Source organism: Nocardia terrae (genome assembly GCF_009760405.1).
Taxonomy (GTDB): domain Bacteria; phylum Actinomycetota; class Actinomycetes; order Mycobacteriales; family Mycobacteriaceae; genus Nocardia; species Nocardia terrae.
The window spans coordinates 1,522,045-1,546,306 of record NZ_WRPP01000001.1 but is presented as its reverse complement, the minus strand read 5'-3'; the positions used below and the strand labels follow the sequence as shown (position 1 = coordinate 1,546,306).

The following is a 24,262-nucleotide window of genomic DNA, read 5'->3' as shown; positions in this document are numbered from 1 at the left end:
GGCAGTAACGCCGTCGGAGTGGAATTTGTCGGTCGCATCACAACCGCGTACCGGTTCTGGTTATCCGGCAGGAACCGGATTCGACCGGGCGTTCGTTCCGCCACAGCGCCGCCGCCACTTCCGGCCAGAACGCCAGCAGTTCCTTGGACATGTGCTCGGTCTCGAACAGGCACAGCAGGCCGATGCAGGTCGCGACCTTTCGGGCGAAGGCGGTGAGGTGCGGCGGCAATGTCATCTGCCGGAACACATTCGACAGGCGGATCTCGGCGATGGCGGTGACCTGTTCGCGCAGCCAGGTGTTGCTCATCCGGAAGTCGGGCTGTAGCGGGATCTCCTTGAACGGCTCGATGATCCGGATCAGCTCCTCGACATCGAATTCCTTTCCGGCCGCGACGAATCCGTATCGGCGCAGCGTGGCCTCGAGGTCGGCCGGGGTGCCGTGGAAGACCGCGTCGCCGATCTCGATGAGCAGGGTGATGAAGTCCTCCGGGTAGCTGTCGCACGCGCCGAAGTCGACCGCGGCGATGCGGCCGTCGGGCAGTACGAAGAAGTTGCCCGGATGCGCGTCGGCGTAGAGCACGTCGCAGCGTCGGCCCATCACCTCGAGCATCCGGAACACCTGGCGGCCGACCCGGCTGATCTCCTCCCGCTCCCCCGAATCGACGAGCCGGGTCAGCGGCCGGCCCTCGACCCAGTCGCTGATGAGCACCTCGTCGGCCACCTCGATCACCGCGGGCACCAGGAAGTCCGGATCCTCGGCGAAGGCGTCGGCGCAACGCTGCTGGTAGTGGGCTTCGCGGCGGTAGTCCAGTTCATCGCCGACCATGGCGCACACCATGGCGATCAACGCGTCCACATCCGCGCCCGGCATGAGCACGCCCAGCACGCCGGACACGCTTCGCAACTGCCGCAGATCCGCGGCGACCGCCTCGCGCGCTCCCGGATACATCACCTTCACCGCGACCGGCCGGCCGTCGTGCCATACCGCGCGGTGCACCTGGCCCAGGGAGGCCGCCGCGGCCGGACGCTCCTGGAATTCCAGGAACAGCGTCCGCCACTGTGGTCCGAAGCTCCGCTCGAGGGCCTGGTGGACCAGCGCCGGCATCATGGGCGGGGCCGAATCCTGCAACCGGCTCAGGACCTGACCGGCCGTGTCGGCGAATTCGAGCGGTATGGCCGACCGGAACAGTCCGGCCAGCTGCCCGAGTTTGGCCACGCACCCACGCAATTCGCCCAGTACGTCGACGAGGTGCTCGGCGGTGCGCAGCTGGATATCGAGTTCGACCTCGGCGGCGGAGCGGCCCATGAGCCGCCGCCCGCGCCCGGCCACCCAGCGTCCGGCATAGGCGACGGGCACCGCGGCGAGCTTCGCGTCGCGCCCGAGGCGGGTGGTCGGCGGCATTCCGGTCTCGGCCCGAGTTCGCCCGGGAAACCGGATCACCTTGCCGGTTTCGACAGAATCGATATCCACCATCGCCACACACCCCACTGTTTGCCGCCGCGTTGCAGTCTGCCAGGAGAACGAACGGACGGCGAGCGATCCGGGCTATCCGCCCACCGGCACCACCGGACAGCCGGTGAGCGGTTCGCCTCCCTGCGGCGGCCCCAGGTCAGGCGCCCCTCCCCCGCGGCCGACAGCCGGGCCGACCTGCACTCCGCCGAGCGACTGGGAACCATTCCCCTGCCGAGTCTTTCGCTCGCCGCGTAGCGCGTGCGGAGCTCGGCTAGCCGTGCCACTCGTAGTCGATGCCGGTGAGTTTCGCGCTGAGCTCCCACAGGCGCCGAGCCTCGAAGCGGCTGTAGGCGATCGGGTTGCGCAAGGTGCGCCGCGGATAGCCGAAAGCCTCGAAAGCCGGTCCGACATAGGAGTTTCCGGCGAGGTTCGGGGTGGTGGCGGCGTAGAGCTGCGGCAGCGCGCCCAGGGTATCGGATTGGGCGAGGGAGAACAGCAGGCGCTGCTGCAGTGCCGCGAGGCGGCCGCCGACACCCTGTTCGGCATCGGAGTCGTAGAGGTTGGTGGCCGACAAGCCCGGATGGGCGGCGACCGCGGTGAGCCGGGTACCGGCGGCGGTCGCGCGGCGCTGGAGTTCGGCGGTGAACAGCAGGTTGGCGAGCTTGGATTGGCTGTAGGCCAGCCAGCGCACATACACGACACGCCAATTCGGGTCGAGCCAGTTGATCAGCCCGCCCCAGGCGGCGATCGAGGACACCGTGACCACGCGCGGCTCGGGGGCGCGCAGCAGCACGGGTAGCAGGAGTCCGGTCAAGGCGTAGTGGCCCAGGTGGTTGGTGCCGAACTGGGCGTCGAAACCGTCGGCGGTGCGCTGGTTCCGCGGCAGCGCCATCACGCCCGCGTTGTTGACCAGGATGTCGATCGGGGTGCCACGCACATCGAGGTGGTCGGCGGCGCGGCGGATGGAGGTCAGGTCGGCCAGATCCAGCGGCAGCACTTCGGGTTTGGGGCCGGCGGCGCCGGCGCTGACCTGCTCGAGCGCGGCGGCGGCCTTGATCTCGTTGCGGCAGGCCATCATCACGTGAGCGCCCTTGGCGGCCAGGGCTTCCGCGGTGCGCAGGCCGAGTCCGCTGTTGGCTCCGGTGACGATGGCGGTCTTGCCGGTCTGGTCCGGGATGTCGTCGGTGGTCCAGCGGCGGGCGAACAGCGGCGGGTTCGCCACCGTGGGCCGGTCGGGCAGCGCCTCGGTCATGCGGTCGTTCTCCTCGCTCGAATTTCCGTCTGAGACAATGTACCCGACCTTGGCACGAAAGGCCCCGGACCCGATTCTGTCTGAGACAATTCAGGGATCGCGATCGCCGCGGGCATCGCGGCAGCGGTTCTGCGCGGCTGGACAACGTGGTACTTGCCGGAGGCGGCTTTTCCGTACGACCGCGAATTCCCGTTCCTGGCGCACAAGGTCTGGGATGCCCTGCAACTCAATGGCACATTCTCCAGGATTCCGTTCGTCAAACCCTTTCCGTCCTTGGGCATCAAGGGTTTGGCGGCACGCATCTGAGTGTCGCCCTGCCCCGCCGTGCTTCTCGGGCTAGCCTCGCAAGCGCTCGTGAACTCTCTGCAGGACATGAAAATTGGTCGAAAAGGATACGAAAAGTGAATAGCCTCGCAGAATTCTCAACCCGCAACGGCGGATTCCGCAATGTGGTAGTAACCGCGGTGGAAATGACCACCTCGATCGCCCCCGATACCGAAGGCACCTGGCAGGGCCTGCTATCGGGAGCCAGTGGCATCGGCACGCTCACGGATCCGGAAATCACCAAGCTCGGGCTGCCCGTCACCATCGGCGGCAAACTCGCGGCGGACCCGACCGACGAACTCGACCGCATCAAGAAACGCCGCATGTGTTACGTGCAGCAAATGTCGTATGTGATGGGAAAACGCCTGTGGGCCACCGCCGGTAGCCCCGAGGTCGACAAGGATCGGCTGGGCGTGTGCATCGGCACCGGGCTGGGCGGCGCGGACACCATCGTCGACGCCAATGACGCGATGCGCGATCACGGCTATCGCAAGGTGTCGCCGTTCGCGGTGCCCATGTCCATGCCCAATGGCGTCTCGGGCGTGGTCGGGCTGGAGCTCGGGGCGCGGGCGAGCCTGGTCACGCCGGTCTCGGCGTGCGCGTCCGGGAATGAGGCGCTGGTGCACGCCTGGCGCTCCATCGTGCTCGGCGAGGCCGACATGATCGTGGCGGGCGGTGTGGAGGGCTACATCAATCCCGTTGCCATTGCCGGATTCTCCATGGCGCGCGCCCTCAGCACCCGCCTCGACGAGCCGGAGCGCGCGTCCCGGCCCTTCGACCGCGACCGGGACGGCTTCGTCTTCGGCGAGGCCGCCGCGCTGCTGCTGGTCGAGTCCGAGGAGCACGCGCTGGCCCGCGGGGCAAAACCGCTGGCGCGGCTGCTCGGCGCGGGTCTCACCGCCGACGGGTACCACATGGTCGCCCCCGATCCCGAAGGTCTGGGCTGTGCCCGCGCCATGCGCCGCGCCCTCGAATCCGCCGGAGTCGGCGCCTCGGAGGTGGATCACGTGAACGCGCACGCCACCGGCACCAGCATCGGAGACCTGGCCGAGGCCAAGGGTATTGCCGCGGCGGTGGGCAGCCATCCGTCCGTATACGCGCCCAAGTCCGCGCTGGGGCATTCGGTGGGCGCGGTCGGCGCGCTCGAGGCCATCATCTCGGTGCTGACCCTGCGCGATCAGGTGATTCCCCCGACCCTGAACCTCGAGAATCAGGACCCCGAGGTGGATCTCGACGTGGTGCACACCAAGCCGCGCCACACCGAAGTCGAATTCGCGCTGAACAATTCGTTCGGCTTCGGCGGGCACAATGCGGCGGTGCTCTTCGGCCGCTACTGACCCGGCTCGAGTTTGCGGGCCAGATAGTCGTCGATGCGGGTCAGCACGCCGCGGCGGGTGACGCGGGCGCGCAGGCCGGTGAGCTTCTCCGGCTCGAGCACCCGCGCCGCCAGGCGTGCGCCGCCCGGTGACACCCGGGTGGCCAGGTACAGGGCGCGGGCCTCGATGCGCGTGGGCACCACCGCGGGATTGCGGGCGGCCACACGAACGATGGTGCGGGCGATGCTTTCCGGGCCGTGCACGACATAGCGCTGGGCCAGCGCGGCGACGCTCAACGTTCGCGCCGCCGCGGCGGTGTCCTCGGCGTCGGCGTCGTCGTTCTCGTAGATTCCGGTATGCACCAGGGCCGGGCACACGGCGGTGACGCCCACGCCGGTCCCGGCGAACTCCAATCGCAGGCCCTCGGTGAGCATTTGGGCGGCGGCCTCGGTCGCGCAGTAGGGGGCGCTGAGCGGGATCGGTGTGAAGGCGGCCACCGAGGTCACATTGATGACGCGGCCGCCGCGTCCGGAGTCGACCATCTGCCGCCCGAAGTAGGTGCAGCCGTGGACGAGTCCCCACACGTTCACGCCCATCAGGCGATCCCATTCCTCGAGGGTGTGTTCGAGAAATGGTCCGGCCGTGGTGTATCCGGCATTGTTGACCAGCACCTTCGGGGCGCCGAACTCGGCGTGCACATCATCGGCGAAGCTCTCCATGGCCCGCGCGTCGGCCACGTCCACCGCGAACGGGGTGGCGTCGCCGCCGAATTCCTCGATGCTCTCGACGGTCTGGACCGCGCGATCCTTGTCCAGGTCGGCGACGACGACCGCGGCGCGCTCGCGCGCGAAGCGCTGTGCCACCGCGCGGCCGATGCCGCCGCCGGCGCCGGTAACGACGACAACCTCGTTCTCGAAGCCCGTCATGAGTGGTTATCCCCTGTTTCCGCTGCGGCTGCCCGGCTGGCGCTACTGTCCCAGACAGTGTACACTTCAGTCTCGCCATCCGAGGAGCGGAATGCGGCGCCTGACACAGAAATCCTTCCACCCCGAGCTCGCGGTGGTGACCGGGGCGGGCAGCGGGATCGGCCGCGGTACCGCCAAGGCGCTGGCCGCGCGCGGTGCGGAGGTGGTGGTCGCCGACATCAACTTCGCGACCGCGAAAGACACGGTGTCGCTGATCCATTCGGCCGGGGGCTCGGCCTTCCCCTACGCCCTCGATGTCGGCGACCCGCTGGCGCTCGAGGCATTCGCCGACTATGTCCGATCCGCGCACGGGGTTCCGGACGTGGTGGTCAACAATGCCGGAATCGTGGTCGGCGGGCCGTTCTTCGACATCCGGCCCGCCGACCTGCACCGCATCGCCGACGTCAACCTCACCGCGATCGTGCACGGCTGCAGGCTGTTCGGCGCGCAGATGGCCGCGCGCGGGCGCGGCGGGCACCTGGTCAACATCTCCTCCATGGCCGCGTTCGCCCCGATCCGGATGGGCACCCCGTACGCCTTCGCCTCCGCCGGGGTGAAGCATTTCAGCGAAACCCTGCGCACCGAACTGGCTTCCGAGCGCATCGGGGTGACGGTGGTGTGCCCGGGGTTGATCGCCACCAATCTGGCGGCCACCGCGACCCTGTCCACGCTCAGCGCCGAGCAGGTCGCCATCGCCCGCCAGATCGTGGTCAAGGGCATGAGCCTGATCGGCATGCATCCGGACAAGGCGGGCCGGCGGATCGTCGAAGCCGTGGAACGCAATCGCGCCGTGCTGCCGTTGCGGTGGGAATCGTGGCTGGCCTACCGGCTGACGCGGGCCTTCCCCCGTACCAGCCGCGCCCTCATGCGGGCGGTCAGCGGACCCGAGGTCGAGCGGGTGGCGCGGTTCGTTATCGACCACCCCGGTTTCCTCGGCGTGGCCAGGGAAGCGGCCGAGATAATGCCCCAACGTCGTGGACTCCAAACGTATTGGGAGCCTCCCGAATACGATGACCCTCCAGCACCACCGATTCCGCTGAGGAGATAACCCGATGAGCGATCAGCCGCCCGCCGAACCACCGACCCGTAGCGCCCGGGTGATCCTGGTCTTCATGGCGATCACCGTCATCACCGCGCTGGTCACCGCCGCCATGGTGGCCGGGGGCTGATCGCCTCCCGGCCGAGCGGCTCACTGCAGCCCGAGTACCACGGCATTGCCGTCGTGGTCACCGGTCGTGGTGGTCGCCGTGTTCGCGGTATTGCCGAGGGCGACCGTGCCCAGATCGGTTGCCCCGCTGCCCAGCAGCCCGGAACGCACGTCCGCGCGCGCCTGCGCGAACGACGCGTAGTTGTGGGTGAAGAAGCCGACCGACTCCCGGCTGAACGCTGCCGTCCAGACGAATCCGCCGCCCGGCAGCGGCGCCGGGCCGAAAACCCGGCCGTGGTCATTGGTCTCGAGAGCCGACCCGTCGGAGAACGCGGAATCGCCGCCGTCGGCGGGCTGCTGCGCGAACAGCTGACCGTCGATGCGGCCCTGGTATCCGGTGCTGTGCCCGAACCGCGCCGGGAATCCGCCCGCGGCGAGATCGTCGGTCAGCCTGGTGGTCGCGGCCGCGGCCGTGGTCGAGGTCTGGTCGACGAAGACGACGTCGATGGGCTCGTACATGGTCTTGCCCTGATACTGCTGGCCCAGCCAGTCGGCGATCTGGCCGTTGGACTGGAGCATCCACAGGCCGAGCGAGCCGTACTGGGTGGCGGTCGCATCCGTCGGCGCGGGCGTGGAAGCGGCGGACGCGGGTCCGATGCCGACGGCGGCGGTCACGGCGGCGAGGACGAAAGCCGGGGCGGCGGTACGCAGCACGGCTCGGCGAAGCGAAAACATGAAATACCTTCTACACGGGTGAGATCCGGCCGGTGCCGGTTGTTCAGGCGTCGACAACGGCGCGCAGCGCGGCGGCGAGCGCGGGGCTGATGGGGACGAGGAGGTCGGCGTTGCGGTCGGCGGGGGTGCCCGCGGAATGCGGGCCGCCGACGCGGGTCGGTTCGTTGTAGGACAATTCGCGATGCCAGGCGGCCAGGTCCCACAGGTCCAGATCGGGGCCCGGGACGGCCGGGGCCGCGTGATCGATCATGGTCGAGCGGATGGCGAGCAGGTGACCGGTCGAATCCGGTTCGGGTAGTGAGATTTCCAGGGAGCGGGTCTGGGCGGGCCATTCGCACAGGCCGGAGGTGAGGACGTGCCAGAAGCCGCCGCCCGCTCGGGGGTGGGCGACCACGGAATTGCGGTGCTCGTGCCCGGCGAGCCAGAGCACCACATTGCCGAACCGGTGCACGAGGGCTTCGAGATCGGCTGCGTGGTAACGCTGTTCGTCGTCGGCGGCGTTCTCGGTGGTGTTGTTCATCATGGTCAGCCCGTGGTGCGAGGCGAGCACGACGACCCGGTCGGTGTTGCCGGTCCGAACCTCGACGCCGTCCTCGCCCAGATAGGACGAATGCACCTCGGCCAGTCGCTCGATGAGCCAATCACGTTGCCGGGCACCGATACTGCCGGTGACGTGACCGGCCGGATGGGTGGAGTCCAGCACGATCATGCGCAGGCCCGGGACCGCGTCGTAGCAGTAGTAGGTGGTGCCGTCGGCGAGGTTCTGCTCGGTGAAGCCGTGGCCGGGCGGCTGGGTCGGGCTGTCCAGGTGGGCGCGCACGTATTCGGCCGGGCCGATCACCCGGCGATCGGCGCGCGGCGAGATCGGCTGGGACGGACCGCGGGAGAGCGCGGTGGGATCGGCGAGATACCGCTCCATCGGGTCGTCGGGCGGTTCCATGCCCAGCGCGATCGGCTGCCGGTCCCCGGTCACCAGCGCCTGGAACTCCGGCGTCAGCGGGGCGCGACCCTGGACCAGGCAGTCGTGGTTGCCGAAACAGCCCAGCCACGGCACACCCAGGCCCTCGGTGACGAACGGGCGGCTCGCGGCGGCCAGCAGGCCGGGGACATCCGGGAATCCCCGCTTCTTGTACACGTCGCGGGATTCCGGCTCGGGGCTGTAGAACTCCGCCGAGATCGCCTGCGCCGGATGCCATCCGGTGTCGGTGACGCCGAAGTTCGGGTCCAGCTCGGTGCCGCCGTCGAGCAGGGCCAGCAGGGCCGTCAGCTCGTTGGCCTGCGCGCTGTCGATGCTGTCGCCGGTGGTGACGACGAAATCCGGTGCGATGCCGCCGATCTCGCGGACCGAGCGGACGGCTGCCTCGACGGCCTGCAGGATGAGCGGTTCCTGCGGGCGGTAGGCCGGGAACATGTATTCCCAGCCGGGCCGTCCGGCCAGGTGGTGCAGGAAGGTCAGCCGACCCGGGGAGAAGGGATCGGCGATCTGGAAGTCCGTCATCTGGACGAACCGCGCCAGCCGGGGGCCGGGCCCGGCCGAGCGGCCGGGCGCGAGATCGGCGCGTTCCAGGTGTGGTTCGCCGGGGCCGCGCGTCAGCGCGCTGTAGGAGCCGGAAACCGCTGGAGCGAGGGTGAATTCGTCGGAAGTCACGTGATCAGCCCTTCACCGCCACGGTTTCGGGACGGCGGGTGTGGGCCGCGGAGAGCTCCTCGAGGGTGCGGCCCTTGGTCTCCGGGGCCAACCCCACCGCGATCGCCAGACCGATCACGCTGGCGCCCACGAAGAGCCAGAGCACATGGTGCAGGCCCCATTTCGAGATGAGGGTGGGCAGCCACAGGGTGCCGATGATCGCGCCGATGCGGGATACGGCGGTGGCCAGGCCATTGGCGGTAGCGCGCACCGGGGTCGGGAAGACCTCGCTCGGGTAGACCAGGTTCACGATCCCGGGCCCGGAGTTGGCGAACAGCACCGCCGCGCCGAGCAGCACGACCAGACCCGTCAGGCCCGGGTTCTGCCACAGGGCGAGCGTGGTCAGGGCCAGGAACATGCCGATGAATCCGGTGATCAGCAGCGGGCGGCGGCCCACCCGGTCGACCAGCAGCACACCGGCGACCGCTCCGGCCACACCGACCAGCGCGATGATCAGCGATCCGGTGTAGGTGCCCCGGGTGCCGGTGGTGACCTGCTCGAGGATGGTCGGCGTGTAGAGCGTGATGCCGTAATAGGACATCGTGTACATGAACCAGAAGCCGCAGCAGAAGAAGGTGAACCGCACCAGCGGCAGGGTGAGCAGCGCGCGCCACGGTGAAACCGTCTCGGATGCGGGCGTTTCGGTTACCACCGCGGTCGTGTCGCCCAGCTCGGTCAGCACCGCGCGGGCCTCGTCCTCGCGTCCCTGCGCGGCCAGCCAGCGCGGCGACTCGGGAATGCTGCGCCGCATCCACAGCACGATCAGCGCGAACACCGCGCCCAGCACCAGCATCACCCGCCACATGACATTGCCCAGCGGCAACAGCAGCAGTGCGAGCACGTAAGTCGTTGCCGCGCCGACGAACCAGGTCGCGCCGAGCCGGGTCATGAGGGTGCCGCGGCGGCGGGCGGGCGCGTATTCGGCCAGCAGCGAGGTCGAGATGGTGTAGTCCGCGCCGAGCGCGAGGCCGAGCAGGAAGCGGGCGGCCAGCAGCTGCCAGGCGTCCTGGGCGAGGGCGGCCAGTAGGGCCAGCACCACGAACCCGATCAGGTTGACCAGGTACATCTTCTTGCGGCCCAGCCGGTCGGTGAGCCGGCCGAAGACCAGTGCGCCCACGAACATTCCGATGACCGCGGCGGCCGAGACCGCTCCGGTCATGAAGCTGGACATGTGCCATTGCTTGGTGACGGTCGGCAGCGCCACCGCGATGACGGTGATGTCGTAGCCGTCGAGGAACATTCCGGCGGCCGACAACACCGTCACCTTGCGGTGGAAGGCGGTCAATTCGGCGGAGTCGAGAACTGAGAAGGCATCGCGGGCCACGATGCTCCCTTCCGGGTCGGAGCTGATTACTCAATCGTTTTAGCAGAGGTAGTCGCCTCGCCGAAGAGTATCGCGGCAAAGTCCATCGATTGTTCAGGCCATGATCATCGGCGTTCAGATCGTGTTCGCTAGGGTGTCGTTCGTGCCAGCTGCGCGGGAACCGATCACTCAACGCGATGTCGCGGCCTCACTCGGCGTCTCGGTCTCCGCGGTCAGCCTCGCGCTGTCGGGCCGGCCCGGCGTCGGGGAGGAGCTGCGGCGCCGAATCCTCGACCGCGCCACGGAACTGGGGTATCGACCCAACGCTTCGGCGGTCGCCCTGCGCACCAGCCGCACCCGGGTGCTGGGGCTGCTCATCCGCAATCTGCGCAATCCGCACTTCCTGGATGTGATCGACGGGTTCGATGAGACCTGCGCCCGGGCGGGCTACGAGGTCATGATCGGCTCCTCGCGGTACGACCCCACCCGGGAAGCGCATCTGCTCGACGCCTTCCAGCACCGCGCCATCGACGGGTTCGCCATCGCACCCATCGGCACCGATCACCAAGCGCGGGAGCGGTTCTCGACCTACAAACGCCCTGTCGTGCTGTTGGACACGGCAGCACCCGGGCCGTCCACCATGAGCGTTCGCTCCGACCAGGAGACCTCGGTGGATCTGGCCGTCCAGCACCTGCTCGAGCTGGGACACCGGCACCTGGCCATGGTGGTGGCGCCCACCGACAAGTCGCCGGATCCCGAACGGCTCGAGCACTTCCGGCGTCTCGCCGCCGAACTGGGGTTCACCGCCGCCACCGTCACCACAGAGCTCTCCGCCGACGCCGCCCGCACCGCCATCCGCGCCGCCCTCGAGCACTCCCCCGCCACCCGCCCGACCGCCTTCATCACCAACAGCGACTACATCGCCCACACCGTCTATCTCGCCGCCGCCGATCTGGGGCTGTCCATCCCCGAGGACATCTCGGTCATCGGCCACGACGATCTCCCCACCTCGGCCACCCTCTCCCCCGCCCTCACCACCATCGCCGTCGACCGCCGCAGCATCGGCGAGCACGCCGCGACCCTGCTCATCGACTCCCTCGCCGGACGGCAGGCCGAACAGACGAACATCGTTGTCCCGGTGGAGCTTCGGGTACGAAAGTCCACGGCCACACCCGCCGCCCGGAAAAACCAAAAGACAAGAGACGCCCGAACCTAAATTGCCTGAGACAGATCGTCGATCGGCATGTGACCCAGCCGACTTCAGGCCGTCGCGCTGTGCGGCTGCTCCTCGGAACCGGCGTCGAGACCGAGCAATTCGTCGAATCGGGCCAGCACCTTCTCGTGGTACATGGCGAACAGGTCCTCGAACAAGGCCAGCTGCGCCGGCGAGGGACCGCCCTCGGACTCCCAGACCGCCAGCAGCGCCCGCCACACCAGCACGTGCAGATCGGCGGAGACCGCGAAGTACGCCTCCACCGCCTCGGGCACCTCGAACAGCATCTCCCCCACCGAGTTCAGCACCGCGCGCTGCATGGTGTGGCCGAGATCGGTGAGCACCAGGCGCACCAGGGCCACCTCGAGCTCGAGCATGCGGGCGTGATCGGGTTCGGCGCCGCGGGCGCAGGTTTCGAGTTCGTCGACCGCCGCGGTCAGCACCGCCGCGTCGATGCCGCGCTCGGCGCCGGTGTAATCGAGCAACGCCTCCAGCACGATCGACCGCTCGGCCGCCACGATATTGCCGAACATCTCCGCCGCCACCTCGGGCGCGGGCATGGACAACCGGAACAGTCGCCGATACACGTCCACGCCGCCCGCGCTGCGCACATCGCGGACCGTGAATCCGCGACCCCGATGGGCGTCCACGAAGCCGTAGGACTCGAGGCGGCCCAGCACCAATTGCGCGGTGGCCCGGTTCATATCGAACTCGTCGGCGACCTGGCGGACCGACGGCATCAGATCGCCGGGCGCGTACTCCCCGGTCGCGACGCGGCGAGCGAGCTCGTCCGCGACATCGGCGACGACCGTCTGGGCACCCATCCTGTCACCTTTCGACAACTTTCGGATACGTCCCAGACAGTTTAGACTTTCCTGTGCGAAACTGCACGTGCATACGCCCAGGCTGGCGGCCGAAATCGGCATGACGGTCGTCACGTATCCTCGGGAGGGAGACGTTCTGGGTGTGTCTGCCGCGCACACGATGAGGTGAGCAATGGCGATTCGGCGAATCGGTGGGGGCGACGGGGGCAAGCCGCCGGTGCGCGCCGCGGCCCGCAATGCCAGAATCGCCAGTCTCCCAGTCGCATTCGCCGGCCGCCAGGCCGCCGGGGTCGGCAAGCGGGCGCTGGGGCGCTCGGCCGCCGAGGTCAACCGCGACATTCAAATGCGCACCGCCCAGCACATTTTCGAGGTGCTCGGCGAATTGAAGGGCTGCGCCACCAAACTCGGGCAGCTGCTCTCGCTCTACGAACTCGCGCTACCGTCGGAGATCGCCTCCCCCTATCGGACCGCATTGGCCCAGCTGCAGGATGCGGCGCCGACCATGCTGCCCGCTACCGTGCACGAGGCCATGGCCGCGGGCTTGGGCGAGAACTGGCGGCGGCACTTCACCGAATTCGACGACCGGCGCGCGGCGGCCGCCTCGATCGGGCAGGTGCATCGCGCGGTATGGCGCGATGGCCGCCAGGTCGCGGTCAAGGTGATGTATCCGGGCGCGCACCAGGCGGTGCTCGCCGATCTCGAACAGCTGCGGCGGATCTCGGTGCTGGCCACCGTGTTCGCGCCCGGCGCCGACGTGCCCGCGCTGACCGAGGCCGTGTGCACCTGCGTCGCCGAGGAGCTCGACTACGCCGCCGAGGCCGCCCACCAGCGCCGCTTCGCCGCCGCCTACGCCGGCGACCCCGACTTCGTGGTGCCCGACGTGCTCATCCAGCGCGGGGACCTGATCGTCACCGAATGGCTCACCGGCACACCGGTTTCCCGCATCATCGAATCGGGCGCGCCCGAGGAGCGCAGTCGAGTCGGCATGCTCATCATCCGATTCCTGCTGTCCACCTGGTCGCGCACCGGGCTGCTGTACTGCGATCCGCACCCGGGCAATTTCCGGGTGCTCCCCGACGGGCGGCTGGGCGTGGTGGATTTCGGGGCCTGCACGCCCTGGCCGCCCCCGGGGTTCGAGGATCTGGTGGGCGAGCTGATGGATGCCGCGTTCAACGGGGGCATACCGGAATTGGACGCCGCGGTGCGGCGGCACGGGTTCGTGCGGCCCGGGCGCAGCTACGACGTGGCGGCGCTGGCCGAGGGCCTGGACACCGTCGGCGAACCGCTCACCGTGCCCACCTTCCATCTCACCACCGCCTGGCTGCGCGGCCACGTCCGCTCGGTCCTGGCTCCCCGGCTGTCGAACGTGCACCGCCAGCTCGACATGCCCGCCTACTTCACCCCCTTCGCCCGCTGCTTCCTGACCGCGCTGGGTGTGGTGTGCCAGCTCGAGACCGAAGGGCCCATTCGCGCCGAATTCGCCCGCTGGTCACCGGAACTGGCCGCGGTCTTCGAACGCTACGACGCAAGCCACGCCCAGCCCCCGGACCTGGCGGTGGTCCGCCACCTGCGCGCGGTCCCCCCGGATCGCCGGGCCTCCATCGTCGGCTGACCCGAAACCGCCTTGGCGCACAGCCCATCCCGATACGATTTCCTGGGAGGTGCGCCATGACGAAGGTGCTCTTGATCACCGGTGACGCCGCCGAAGACCTCGAGGTCATGTACCCCTACCAGCGCCTGCTGGAAGAGGGCTACGAGGTCGACATCGCGGCCCCCACCCGCAAACAACTCCAATTCGTGGTCCACGACTTCACCGAGGGCTTCGACACCTACACCGAAAAACTCGGCCGCACCTGGCCTTCCGACCTCGCCTTCACCGAGGTCGACCCGACCCGGTACGCGGCCTTGATCATCCCCGGCGGCCGAGCCCCGGAATACCTGCGCACGGACCAGGACTGCCGCCGCATAGTCCAGCACTTCGCCGAATCCGACAAGCCGATCGGTGCCCTCTGCCACGGCCCTCTCATCCTCGCCGCCGCGGGCGTCCTCCGCGACCGCACCTCCAGCAGCTACCCCGCCCTGGAACCGGATGTCGTTGCCGCCGGCGCGACCTGGATCGACAGCCCCGACCACATCGACGGCAACCTCGTCACCGGCCGAGCCTGGCCCGACCACCCCCAGTGGATGCGAGCCTTCCTCGAAGTCCTCCGCAAGGCCGCCCCACCGGCACCAGCGGAGTAGCCGAACCGCGTCGACGGCACTGCCAGTGAGTTGCCAGCGGTACGGGGATCGTGACAGGGGTCTCCACTACGGCAGTCACTGGACAGAGGTTCGAAAACTATGCGCTTCAACGCGTTTCTGGGAAGACTCGTACCGCTCGCCGCCGCGCTGGGCATGGCGGCCACGCTGGCTACTGGGTGTTCGTCGTCGCAGTCGGCCGCGGCGGAGCCCTTGCCCGGGTTTCATGACGGCACCGTCGACAACGATGGCGTGAGTGTGCATTACGTGGTCGGCGGGCAGGGACCCGGGATCGTATTGCTGCACGGCTGGCCGGAAACGTGGCGGGCCTGGTCGAAGTTGGCTCCGGACCTGGCGAGGGATCACACGGTAGTGGCGATCGATCTGCGCGGGATGGGGGATTCCGGGTTCGCCAAGTCGGACGAGGGCTATCAGGCGCTGAATGTCGCCACCGATGTGCATGCGGTCGCGCAGAAGTTGAATCTGGGGAAGTTCGATTTGTTCGCGCACGACTGGGGCGGGGAGATCGGACTGGCCTACGCGGACGAATACCGTTCGGATCTGGGGCATTTGGCGATCATGGAGGCCGCGCCGAGCAGTGACTACGGGAAGTTCGCGCTCGAGAAGCCCGATTACCTCTGGTTCGACTGGATGGCGCTCGGAGCCAAAGACCAACTCGCCGAACAGTTGATCGCCGGTAAGGAATCCGCCTTCTACGGCTCGTTCTACAAGGAGGCGAAGGGCGGCGCGATCGACAAAGCGGAGAGCGACGCCTACATCGCGGCCTTCAGCAAGCCGGGGCGCACGCATGCTGGACTCGAGTACTACCGCCAGAAGCCGACCGGCGACAAGGCGATCGACGCCATGATCGCCAAGGACGGCAAACTGGCCGTTCCGGTGCTGGGCCTCGGTGGGCAGGACAGCATCGGCGCCGGCGTCGGCACCATGATGGGCCGGGTCGCGACCAACGTGACCACCGATGTCGTCCCCGGCGCGGACCACTGGGTCCTCGACGAGAACACCGACTACGTTCTCGCCAGCCTCCGCAAATTCATCGCCCAGTAGCCGGCTACCGTCCGCTCGCCGATCGAGCAGGGACATAGAACCGGTCTATGGATCCATTGGATTATGGGTTCTACCGGGGGAAACGCTGGTCGGCGAGGGTTGATGCATGACCACGATGACCTTCCGCAGAAGTGCCGATGCCCCTGTTGCCGTCCGCGTGAGCAAAACCGCGGCGGCGCGGGGTGAGGGGCGGGAGCCGCTGCGGCATCTGGCTCCCAACTGGTTCGCCGTGGTGATGGGGACCGGGATCATCGCCAATGCGGCCGCCACCCTGCCCGTGCGATTTCCCGGGCTGCGAGGCGTCGCCACCGGGGTGTGGGGGTTGGCCTCGGTGATTCTGATCGTGTTGGTCGGGGCGTGGGTGATGCATTGGCGGCGGTATCCCGAGGAGGCACGGGGACACGGGATGCATCCGGTCATGATGCAGTTCTATGGGGCGCTGCCCATGGCGTTGCTGACCGTGGGGGCGGGAACCCTGATGCTCGGCAAGGACGTCATCGGGCTGACCGCCGCACTGACTGTCGATTGGGTGTTGTGGTCGGTCGGCACCGTGATCGGTTTGCTGACCGCGGCCGGCATTCCCTACCGGATGATCACCCGGCACAACTTCGATCCCGATTCGGCTTTCGGTGGCTGGCTGATGCCGGTGGTGCCGCCCATGGTGTCGGCTGCCCTGGGTGCTCTGCTGGTGCCTTACACCCCCGCCGGGCAAGCTCGGCTGACCATGTTCGTGGCCTGCCTGGCCATGTTCGGGCTGAGCCTGATCGCCGCCTTCGTCACCACCACCCTGATCTGGTCACGGCTGCTGCACCACGGTCTGCCTCCGGTCGGGATGGTCGCCACCGTGTGGCTGGTGCTGGGTCCGCTGGGGCAGGGCGTCACCGCGGCCGGATCGCTGGCCAATGTCGCCCCCACCGTGCTGAACAAGAGCGAAGCCGCCGGGATGCAGGTGTTCTCGCTGCTGTTCGGGATTCCCACCTGGGGATTCGCCATGCTGTGGCTGGCGCTGGCCGTCGCGGTCACCTGGCACGCCCGCGAGTCGATGCCGTTCAACCTGACCTGGTGGGGCTTCACCTTCCCCGTCGGCTGCTGTGTCACCGGCAGCACCGCCCTGTTCCAGCACACCGGCGCCGATCTGTTCGCCATCACCGCGGTGGCCCTCTACGCCCTGCTGGTCGCCGCCTGGGCCGTGGTCGCCGCCAGGACCGTGCACGGCGTGATCCGCGGGAACCTGCTCCGTCCCGTCCACCAGAAGTGACACACCGTGCCCGAAACCGCCGAAACGTCCGCGCTGTAACCCCGTTCGCTATCTACTGACAGGCGTGAACACGCGTCGGCGGTGCAGACGGAAAGCAGCGGTTCATGGTGCGAGGAGCGGAATCCGAGCGCCGGACGCGGCCTGCCACGAGTACGAGCTCGGGTCGGGAGTTGCGGCTGGTGGCCGGTGACAGCTACGCCAGTTGGGAAGCGGTGTACCGCGACAATGTCACCTGGGTGTACGCGTTGATGTTCGGCAAGGTCGGCAATAAGCCCGACGCCGAGGATCTGACCGCCGAGGTGTTCATGGCAGCGCTCAAACCGCTGCGCATCACCGCCAGCGCCCCCGAGGTGCGGGCCTACCTGCGCGCCACCGCGCGCACGGTGCTGGCCGCGCACTGGAAGGCGCGCATGGGCCGGGAGATCACCGCGATCGAGGGCGATATCGCCGACGATCCGCCGGAGCAGCTCCCGGACTCCGGGGCCGAGGGTCGCGCCAAGGCGGTGCTGGCCGAACTGCCGGACCGCTACCGGGCCATTCTGGAACTGCGCTTCCTGCAGGGCCTTTCGGTCAAGGAGGCGGCGCAGAGCATGGGTGTGACGGTGGCCAATGCGAAAGTGTTGCAGCATCGGGCGTTGCAGATGGCGTCCCAGCTGAACGAGGGAGGTGCACGGTGAGCGGGCGGGAAGTGCGGCGGTTCGTCGACGAACTATTGGCCGGAAAGAAGTCCACGGGCTTCCGGCCCGACGACGTCGAGGCCGAGGAGATGCGCACGGCCATCGAGCTGCGCGCCGCGCGCATGGGCAGCGACGCCCCCAGCGAGGACTTCCTGAGCAGCCTGCAGCGCAAGCTGGCCGCCGAGATGGACGAGGAGCCCGAACCGGACGCACGCCACGGCACCGGCTACCGCCGCCGCAATCTGCTGATCGGCACCTCTGCCGCCGCGGCGGCCGCGACGGTCGGCGCGGTGGTGGACCGCACCCTCATCGGTTCCGGGCAACCGGCCTCCCCGCCGGCCGCGCAGCAGCAGCCGCTGTCGCCGAATACCGGTGCGTGGCTGCCGATCGCGCGGTCCACGGATCTGGCCGAGGGGTCGACGATCGCCTTCGATGTGGGCACGGTGAACGGATTCGTGCGCCGCGACAAGGGGAATCCGGTCGCGGTTTCCGGCGTCTGCACGCATCAGGGCTGCAAGCTGTGGCTGGACGCGCCCGCCGAACGGCTGCGCTGCCCGTGCCACTCCACCTCCTTCTCGATCGAGGGCGAGGTGGTCACACATCAACTGAAGGTGGCGCCCGCGCCACTGCCCACCGTCCAGGTCCGCGAAAACAACGGCACCATCGAGGTTTACGCGCCCACCGAACCCGCCTAGAACTCGATAGCGCACGCGCACAGCGGTTTCCGCCTCGTGTAACCCCCGCCCCTATCTATGGATGACCGGTTCGCAGCAGCGAACGGACCCATCCCGGATGGAGGCCCGGACCCTCATGAGACCTACCCGCAGCCGGCGGCGCATGGCCGTCGCCGTCACGATCGCCGCGGCATCCCTGCTGACGGCCAGTGCGTGCAGCTCCAACGGCGGCGGCAAAGCCCCTGACAACGCCGCCCCCGGAATCACCTTCGCTTCCGGCACCGCAACGCCCGGCATGGCGCCGGACGGCAGCGGGCCGACCGGTATGCCCGGCATGTCCATGCCGAGCTCGTCCGCCGCCGCGGCGGCACCGGCCGGCCCGAATGCTGTCAACATCGACAATTTCGCCTTCGGGCCCAGCTCGCTGACCGTCAAGGTCGGCACCACGGTCACCTGGACCAACAAGGACGAGGAACCGCACACGGTGGTCGCCACCGACGGCGCGTTCCGTTCGCCGACGCTGGGCAACAACGCGACGTACACCTTCACCTTCACCAAGGCGGGCAGCTTCGCCTATGTCTGCTCGATTCATCCGTTCATGCACGCGACCGTGGTGGTGACGCAATGAGCACGTACGACCGCTTCGACGACGAAGCCTCGCACGATCCGCAGCAGATGACCCGCCGCCAGCTCATGCGCCACAGCGCGTGGTTCGGGGCGGCGGTGGGCCTGGCGGTGGTCGGCGGGGAGGTGGTCTCGCACGTGGCGGGCACCGCCGCGGCCGCGCCCGAGCGGCCCACGCTGCGGTTCGCGCAGGTCAGTGACAGTCATATCGGCTTCACCGGCACGGCGAACACCAGCGTGACCGACACCTTCGCCGAGGCCGTCTCCCAGGTGAATTCGCTGGGGTACGAACCCGACTTCATCATTCACACCGGCGATCTCACGCATCTGGCGACCCAGGAGCAGTTCGATCAGGTCAAGCAGATGATGCAGGGGTTCAAGACGCCGCACGTGTTCACCGTTCCGGGAGAACACGATTCGAGTGACGACGGCGGCTCGCGATACCGGTCGGTCTTCGGTAACGGCACGCGCGGTGACGGCTGGTACAGCTTCGACATCGCGGGCGTGCACGTGATCGGACTGGTCAACACCTTGAACCTCAAGGATCTCGGACATCTCGGACAGGACCAGCTCGACTTCGTCCAGAAGGACGTGGCCGGATTGTCCAGCGACACACCGATCATCGTGTTCAGCCACATCCCGCTGTTCGCCATGTACCCCCAATGGGGCTGGGGCACAGACGATGCCACCCAAGCGCTCAGTTACATGAAGCGCTTCTCGTCGGTGACCTGCCTCAACGGCCATGTGCACCAACTGTTCACGAAGACCGAGGGCAATGTCACCTTCTACAGCGGCACCACCACCGCCTATCCCCTGCCCAAACCCGGCGACGGGCCCGCACCCAAGCCGGTGACGCTGCCCGCGGGCAAGTTGCACGAGGCCCTGGGGATTCGCGAAGTCACGTATCAAAAGGGTCAACAGCAGCTCGCTATCAAAGAACAAACGCTGAAATGACAACAGCCGATCGGCATGTCGCGGTGTGTGTCTCACATCGTTGTCATTTCGACAGCATGACCTGGGTCTGGAAGATCGAAAACGCAGGGTAATCTACTACGCTGGGCAGTAAGAAGATGCTGTGCAGCAGTGCGGCGCACGGCGATTACAGGAGGGAAGCCATGCCACCCCGCCGTTTTCGGGCGAACGCCGCAGCGAGCGCGTTGATCGCGCTGGTACTGATACTGGCGGCCTGCTCGTCCAATCTCCCGAGCGGGAAGGTGGGTCCGCGGACCCCGGCCGCGCAGTCCATCACCCTCACCCCGGCACAGGGCACGGACAAGGTGGATCCGTCCGCCCCGGTCGAGGTGAGCACCACCAGCGGCGTGCTGACCGACGTCAGCCTCACCAATGAGGACGGCAAGGTCATCCCGGGCACCTTCACGCCGGACAAGACGGCGTGGAAGCCCAACGATCAACTGGGCTACAGCCGGACCTACACGCTGAAGGCGTCCGGTATGGAGGTGACCGGTCCCACGGGTCCGGTCACCTCCACCTTCACGACCATCGCACCCAAGAACCAGACCAAGGTGTACCTGAACACCACCGGCGGGCAGGCCATCGTCGACGGCAACAGCTACGGCGTGGGCATGGTCATCGTCGCGCACTTCGACGAGGACATCACCGACCGGGCCGCGGCGCAGAAGCGGCTGGTGGTCACCACGGATCCGCCGGTGGACGGGGCCTGGTACTGGATGGACAACCGCAATGCGCACTGGCGGCCCAAGGAGTACTGGAAGACCGGCACCAAGGTGAGCGTGGCGGCCAACATCTACGGCGTCGAGGTCGGCAACGGGCTCTTCGGCCAGGAGGACTCGAAGGCCAACTTCGTGATCGGGCCCTCGCACGTGTCGATCGCCGACGACAACACCCATCAGGTGCAGGTGTTCGAGAACGGTCAGCTGATCCGCACCATGCCCACCTCCATGGGGCGCGGCGGCAGCGAGACCATCGCCGGCAAGACATTCACGTTCTGGACCATGCCCGGGACCTACACGGTCATGGACAAGGCCAATCCGGTGATCATGGACTCCTCGACCTACGGCCTGCCGGTGAATTCGCGGCTGGGCTACAAGGAGGCCATCAGCTGGGCCACCCGCATCAGCACCGACGGCATCTACCTGCACGAACTGGATTCCACGGTGTGGGCGCAGGGCAATACCGACACCTCGCACGGCTGCCTCAATCTCAATGCCGAGAACGCGCAGTGGTTCTTCAACTTCGCGAACCCCGGCGACGTGGTGGAGGTGCACAACACCGGCGGCGCGCCGCTCGAGGTGTGGCAGAACGGCGACTGGACGCTCAGCTGGGATCAGTGGGTGGCCGGTAGCGCCTAGCGGTAGCACTCGAACCCTGGGCCGCGACTTCGGTTGCGGCCCAGCGTGTTTTCGGGGTCACCAGGCGACGGGCCCGAGGCGGTCGATGAAGATGCCCGACGGGCCGTCGGCGTCCAGGGTGGCCAGGCGCAGGATCGAATCGGTGCCCTCGGTCACGGTCAGCTGACCGGTGTGATGGTTCATATCGGTGGCGGCGAACTTACGATTGGCGACCTCGCCGGGGGTGGCGACATTGAACTTGATGTGCGGCAGCGCCTGGGCGTAGCGGACGGTGATCATGTTCAGCGCCGCCTTCGACGAGCTGTAGGCCAGCTCGTGCATTTTCGAGACCGGCTGGTCGGGGTCGGTGATGACGGCGAACGAGCCGGCCGCGCTGGAGACCATCACCACGCGCGGATTCTCGGCGGCTTGCAGCAGCGGCAGGAATGCGTGGGTGACGCGGACCGGGCCGTAGACGTTGGTGTCGTAGACGGCGTGGAGGTCGGCGACGGTCGCGTCGGCGGGCGGGACGGCCCCGCCCGGCGCACCGGCATTGTTGATCAGGACGTCGAGCCGATCGGTGTGCTCGCCGACCAGGCGTGCTGCGGCGGTGACCGATTCGTCGGAGGTCACGTCGAGGGGAACCATGATCACGGTCATTCCCTCGGCCGTCAGCTTGTCCGCGGCCGTCTGTCCCCTGGCTTCGTCGCGCGAGCCGAGGAAGACCGTCCAGCCTTGTTCCCCGAGCCGCCGGGCCGCTTCGAGGCCGAGTCCCTTGTTGGCTCCGGTGATGAGGGCTGTCTGTGCTGTGTTCGTCATGCCCACAAGACCCCGCCCGGTCACCGCCTGTGACAGTGGGTGACCGGCCTCACATCGCGCGAATCAGCGCAGCGCGAGCGCGGTTTCGGATTCGACGCGCGTCAGCTTGTGCGGGTTGCGGACGAAGTTCAGGGCGTGGATGCGCTCGCCCTCGACATCGAAGGTCATGACGCCGTCGATCTCGCCGTCGAGCCGGAAGACCAGCGCCGGGCGGCCGTTGATCGAGATCTCGTCGATGGTGAGCAGGGCCCGGTTCTTCGCGGATCCGCCGAGAATGAAACGAACCACCTTGTCCGCGCCGGTGATCGGGCGCAGCGCGGCCTGTTTGATGCCGCCGCCGTCGCCGGTCAGCACCACCTCGGGTGCGAGCACGTCCAGCAGGCCCTGCAGATCGCCGGTTTCGAGTGCGCGCCGGAACGATTCGGCCGCGGCCCGCGTCTGGGCGGCGGTGGCCACGGACCGCGGACGGCGGGCCTCGACATGCTGCCGCGCCCGATGCGCGATCTGGCGCACGGCCGCCGGAGTCTTGTCGACCGCCGCCGCGATCTCGTCGTATCCCAGGTCGAACACCTCCCGCAGCACGAAGACCGCCCGCTCTGTCGGCGCGAGGGTTTCGAGCACCAAAAGCATTGCCGTGGAGACCCGGTCGGCCAGCTCGACATCCTCGGCCACATCCGGTGCGGTCAACAGGGGTTCCGGCAACCAGGGCCCGACGTAGGTCTCCTTGCGCCGCCCCAGTGTCCGCAACCGGTTCAACGCCTGACGGCTGACGATCCGCACGAGATAGGCGCGCGCGTCCTGCACCGTGGCGAGATCGACCGTCGACCACCGCAACCAGGTCTCCTGCACCACGTCCTCGGCGTCGGCGGCCGACCCGAGCATCTCGTAGGCCACCGTGAACAGCAGTTTCCGATACTCCGCGAACGCGCTCACCGCATCGCGCCCTTCGGCGTGCACCTCCACCGACACTCCCGTTCACTCGCTCCTCGGCTCGGTTGACTGCGGTTTCCGCCAGTGCTGAGCTGAGAGATATCCGGATCCACTGAACCACAATCACCATGGGACATTCCGATGACAGCACCGAGGATTGTGACAGCGCAGGAGTGGCAGGACGAGTGGGAGCGGCTGCTCGTCAAGGAAAAGGAACTGACCCGCGCGCAGGACGCGCTGGCCGCGCAGCGCCGCCGAATGCCCTGGCTCCCCGTCGAAAAGCAGTACACCTTCGAAGGCCCCGAAGGCCGCATGACCCTCCTCGACCTGTTCGAAGGCCGTCGCCAGCTGATCGTCTACCGCGCCTTCTTCGACCCGGGCGTGCACGGCGCCCCCGAGGGCACCGCCGGCGTCGACCTCGGCAAAGCGTGCTTCGGCTGCTCCATGATGGCCGACCACATAGGCAACCTCGCCCACGTGAACGCCCGCTCCACCACCTTCGTCTTCGCCTCCCGCGCCCCTCAACCCGACATAGCCCGCCTGAAGAAGCGCATGGACTGGACCATGCCCTGGTACACCATCACCGACACCTTCGACACCGACTTCGGCGTCGACGAATGGCACGGCACCAACGCCTTCATCCGAGTCGACTCCCAGATCTTCCGCACCTACTTCCTCACCACCCGAGGCGATTCCGCCCTCGGCAACACCTGGACCCTCCTCGACATCACCGCCCTCGGCCGCCAGGAAACCTGGGAAGACTCCCCACCCGACTACCCCCAATCCCCGCCCTACGCCTGGTGGCACCGCCACGACGAATACCCCGACTCCCCACCCTCCCCCGCCGACACCTGGAACCCCCCACTCCCACCCTCCCCCTGACCACCTCCACTTACGAGCATGCATTGCGGCACAGGACTTCTCGAAGTTCTGGTACCGCAACGCATGTAGTCCAGGCGGTGGGTGGAAGTCAGGGACCTTCGTTGCTCAGTTCGACGAGATCGATCGGCCAGGGAAGCGCTTCTTCGATTTGCCGCCACCGGCCACGGTCGTGGGTGATGATCTCCCAGTCGAAGTGACGGGCCACCGAAATCATCTGCGCAGCAGCGATATCAAGGTGATCGGTCGCGGCGAGAATGTCGGCCAACTCATTGGTGTCGGCGAGCGTAGTCAAGCCTGCCAGCTCGATCAGCCCGTTGTTGTCGATCACGCCATCGAGGCTTTCGCGTTGATCCTCGTTCAAACGCGCTTTGCTGGCAGACAATGCGAGAGCGGGGATGGCGATACGAACGTCACGTTCGGTGAGATGGACGATGAGGCTGGTCGTGGTCAAGGAACCGTGCGCATAAGCGTGAAGAACAGTGTCGTCGAGGACATAGCCCGTATTGGTCACCCTCGGGCCGCCCGCCGCGCGGCGGCGCGGTCGGTCAGCATGTCAGCTAGGTGCGC

24 protein-coding genes are annotated in these 24,262 nt (G+C 67.9%); 14 read left to right on the top strand and 10 right to left on the bottom strand.

The window, feature by feature from the left end; genetic code table 11:
• Positions 1–37: 37 nt before the first annotated feature.
• Both GPX89_RS07105 and GPX89_RS07100 read right to left on the bottom strand, forming a co-directional pair.
• The gene (locus GPX89_RS07105; RefSeq protein WP_157355821.1) at positions 38–1,474 is read right to left on the bottom strand and encodes an ABC1 kinase family protein; all 1,437 of its coding nucleotides are present in this window, start codon (positions 1,472–1,474) and stop codon (positions 38–40) included.
• 250 nt (positions 1,475–1,724) lie between these two features.
• Complete coding sequence (locus GPX89_RS07100) at positions 1,725–2,705, bottom strand: oxidoreductase (RefSeq protein ID WP_157355820.1); 981 nt, start codon at positions 2,703–2,705, stop codon at positions 1,725–1,727.
• 153 nt (positions 2,706–2,858) lie between these two features.
• On the opposite strand from GPX89_RS07100, the gene GPX89_RS44155 reads away from it, so the two are divergent.
• Positions 2,859–3,011 carry a hypothetical protein gene (locus GPX89_RS44155; RefSeq protein ID WP_207710591.1) on the top strand — a complete coding sequence of 51 codons (153 nt, stop codon included), beginning with the start codon at positions 2,859–2,861 and terminating at the stop codon, positions 3,009–3,011.
• A gap of 95 nt (positions 3,012–3,106) precedes the next feature.
• On the top strand, positions 3,107–4,366 hold the full coding sequence (locus GPX89_RS07095) for a KasA/KasB family beta-ketoacyl-ACP synthase (RefSeq protein ID WP_328601583.1): 1,260 nt from the start codon (positions 3,107–3,109) through the stop codon (positions 4,364–4,366).
• On the opposite strand, the gene GPX89_RS07090 is transcribed toward GPX89_RS07095, so the two are convergent.
• Positions 4,360–5,271: an SDR family NAD(P)-dependent oxidoreductase gene (locus tag GPX89_RS07090; RefSeq protein WP_157355819.1), complete on the bottom strand. Its 912-nt coding sequence runs from the start codon at positions 5,269–5,271 to the stop codon at positions 4,360–4,362. The genes GPX89_RS07095 and GPX89_RS07090 overlap by 7 nt on opposite strands.
• A gap of 91 nt (positions 5,272–5,362) precedes the next feature.
• Between GPX89_RS07090 and GPX89_RS07085 the strand changes: the two genes are divergently transcribed.
• Positions 5,363–6,358 (top strand): SDR family NAD(P)-dependent oxidoreductase, encoded by a 996-nt coding sequence (locus tag GPX89_RS07085; RefSeq protein WP_157355818.1) that lies wholly within the window; start codon positions 5,363–5,365, stop codon positions 6,356–6,358.
• A 141-nt stretch (positions 6,359–6,499) separates the two neighbouring features.
• On the opposite strand, the gene GPX89_RS07080 is transcribed toward GPX89_RS07085, so the two are convergent.
• Genes GPX89_RS07080 through GPX89_RS07070 form a run of 3 tightly spaced genes read right to left on the bottom strand, consistent with a single transcriptional unit; the run spans position 6,500 to position 10,203 of the window.
• A complete protein-coding gene (locus tag GPX89_RS07080) occupies positions 6,500–7,192 on the bottom strand; it encodes a hypothetical protein (protein WP_157355817.1) in 693 nt (230 codons plus the stop codon).
• Between the two features lie 43 nt (positions 7,193–7,235).
• Positions 7,236–8,840, bottom strand: coding sequence for a metallophosphoesterase family protein (locus GPX89_RS07075; RefSeq protein ID WP_157355816.1), 1,605 nt, complete (start codon positions 8,838–8,840; stop codon positions 7,236–7,238).
• Between the two features lie 4 nt (positions 8,841–8,844).
• Entirely contained in the window at positions 8,845–10,203 is a 1,359-nt protein-coding gene (locus tag GPX89_RS07070) for an MFS transporter (RefSeq protein WP_198347284.1), read from the bottom strand.
• Between the two features lie 142 nt (positions 10,204–10,345).
• On the opposite strand from GPX89_RS07070, the gene GPX89_RS07065 reads away from it, so the two are divergent.
• On the top strand, positions 10,346–11,398 hold the full coding sequence (locus tag GPX89_RS07065) for a LacI family DNA-binding transcriptional regulator (protein ID WP_198347283.1): 1,053 nt from the start codon (positions 10,346–10,348) through the stop codon (positions 11,396–11,398).
• A 44-nt stretch (positions 11,399–11,442) separates the two neighbouring features.
• Here GPX89_RS07065 and GPX89_RS07060 read toward each other — a convergent pair whose 3' ends face one another.
• Positions 11,443–12,219, bottom strand: coding sequence for a GntR family transcriptional regulator (locus tag GPX89_RS07060; protein ID WP_157355814.1), 777 nt, complete (start codon positions 12,217–12,219; stop codon positions 11,443–11,445).
• 172 nt (positions 12,220–12,391) lie between these two features.
• Here GPX89_RS07060 and GPX89_RS07055 point away from each other — a divergent pair, with 172 nt between their 5' ends.
• From GPX89_RS07055 to GPX89_RS07015, 9 genes are all read left to right on the top strand, one after another.
• Complete coding sequence (locus GPX89_RS07055) at positions 12,392–13,831, top strand: ABC1 kinase family protein (RefSeq protein ID WP_157355813.1); 1,440 nt, start codon at positions 12,392–12,394, stop codon at positions 13,829–13,831.
• A 56-nt stretch (positions 13,832–13,887) separates the two neighbouring features.
• Positions 13,888–14,460: a DJ-1/PfpI family protein gene (locus GPX89_RS07050; protein WP_157355812.1), complete on the top strand. Its 573-nt coding sequence runs from the start codon at positions 13,888–13,890 to the stop codon at positions 14,458–14,460.
• A gap of 99 nt (positions 14,461–14,559) precedes the next feature.
• A complete protein-coding gene (locus GPX89_RS07045) occupies positions 14,560–15,522 on the top strand; it encodes an alpha/beta fold hydrolase (protein ID WP_157355811.1) in 963 nt (320 codons plus the stop codon).
• Positions 15,523–15,628: 106 nt separating this feature from the next.
• Positions 15,629–16,780 carry a TDT family transporter gene (locus GPX89_RS07040; protein WP_157355810.1) on the top strand — a complete coding sequence of 384 codons (1,152 nt, stop codon included), beginning with the start codon at positions 15,629–15,631 and terminating at the stop codon, positions 16,778–16,780.
• A gap of 104 nt (positions 16,781–16,884) precedes the next feature.
• The gene (locus GPX89_RS07035; protein WP_157355809.1) at positions 16,885–17,457 is read left to right on the top strand and encodes an RNA polymerase sigma factor; all 573 of its coding nucleotides are present in this window, start codon (positions 16,885–16,887) and stop codon (positions 17,455–17,457) included.
• A complete protein-coding gene (locus GPX89_RS07030; protein ID WP_328601582.1) occupies positions 17,454–18,152 on the top strand; it encodes a Rieske (2Fe-2S) protein in 699 nt (232 codons plus the stop codon). The genes GPX89_RS07035 and GPX89_RS07030 overlap by 4 nt, the downstream gene beginning before the upstream one ends.
• A gap of 115 nt (positions 18,153–18,267) precedes the next feature.
• Positions 18,268–18,759 (top strand): cupredoxin domain-containing protein, encoded by a 492-nt coding sequence (locus GPX89_RS07025; protein ID WP_235946681.1) that lies wholly within the window; start codon positions 18,268–18,270, stop codon positions 18,757–18,759.
• Positions 18,756–19,709, top strand: coding sequence for a metallophosphoesterase family protein (locus GPX89_RS07020; RefSeq protein WP_157355808.1), 954 nt, complete (start codon positions 18,756–18,758; stop codon positions 19,707–19,709). The genes GPX89_RS07025 and GPX89_RS07020 overlap by 4 nt, the downstream gene beginning before the upstream one ends.
• 161 nt (positions 19,710–19,870) lie before the next feature.
• A complete protein-coding gene (locus GPX89_RS07015; protein ID WP_157355807.1) occupies positions 19,871–21,085 on the top strand; it encodes a L,D-transpeptidase in 1,215 nt (404 codons plus the stop codon).
• Between the two features lie 57 nt (positions 21,086–21,142).
• Here GPX89_RS07015 and GPX89_RS07010 read toward each other — a convergent pair whose 3' ends face one another.
• Positions 21,143–21,883 (bottom strand): SDR family NAD(P)-dependent oxidoreductase, encoded by a 741-nt coding sequence (locus tag GPX89_RS07010; RefSeq protein ID WP_157355806.1) that lies wholly within the window; start codon positions 21,881–21,883, stop codon positions 21,143–21,145.
• Positions 21,884–21,946: 63 nt separating this feature from the next.
• Positions 21,947–22,846 carry an RNA polymerase sigma-70 factor gene (locus tag GPX89_RS07005; RefSeq protein WP_328601581.1) on the bottom strand — a complete coding sequence of 300 codons (900 nt, stop codon included), beginning with the start codon at positions 22,844–22,846 and terminating at the stop codon, positions 21,947–21,949.
• 108 nt (positions 22,847–22,954) lie between these two features.
• On the opposite strand from GPX89_RS07005, the gene GPX89_RS07000 reads away from it, so the two are divergent.
• The gene (locus GPX89_RS07000; RefSeq protein WP_157355805.1) at positions 22,955–23,695 is read left to right on the top strand and encodes a DUF899 domain-containing protein; all 741 of its coding nucleotides are present in this window, start codon (positions 22,955–22,957) and stop codon (positions 23,693–23,695) included.
• Positions 23,696–23,783: 88 nt separating this feature from the next.
• Here the strand turns inward: GPX89_RS07000 and GPX89_RS06995 are convergent, their stop codons facing one another.
• Positions 23,784–24,206 carry a hypothetical protein gene (locus GPX89_RS06995; RefSeq protein ID WP_157355804.1) on the bottom strand — a complete coding sequence of 141 codons (423 nt, stop codon included), beginning with the start codon at positions 24,204–24,206 and terminating at the stop codon, positions 23,784–23,786.
• Positions 24,207–24,262 lie beyond the last annotated feature (56 nt).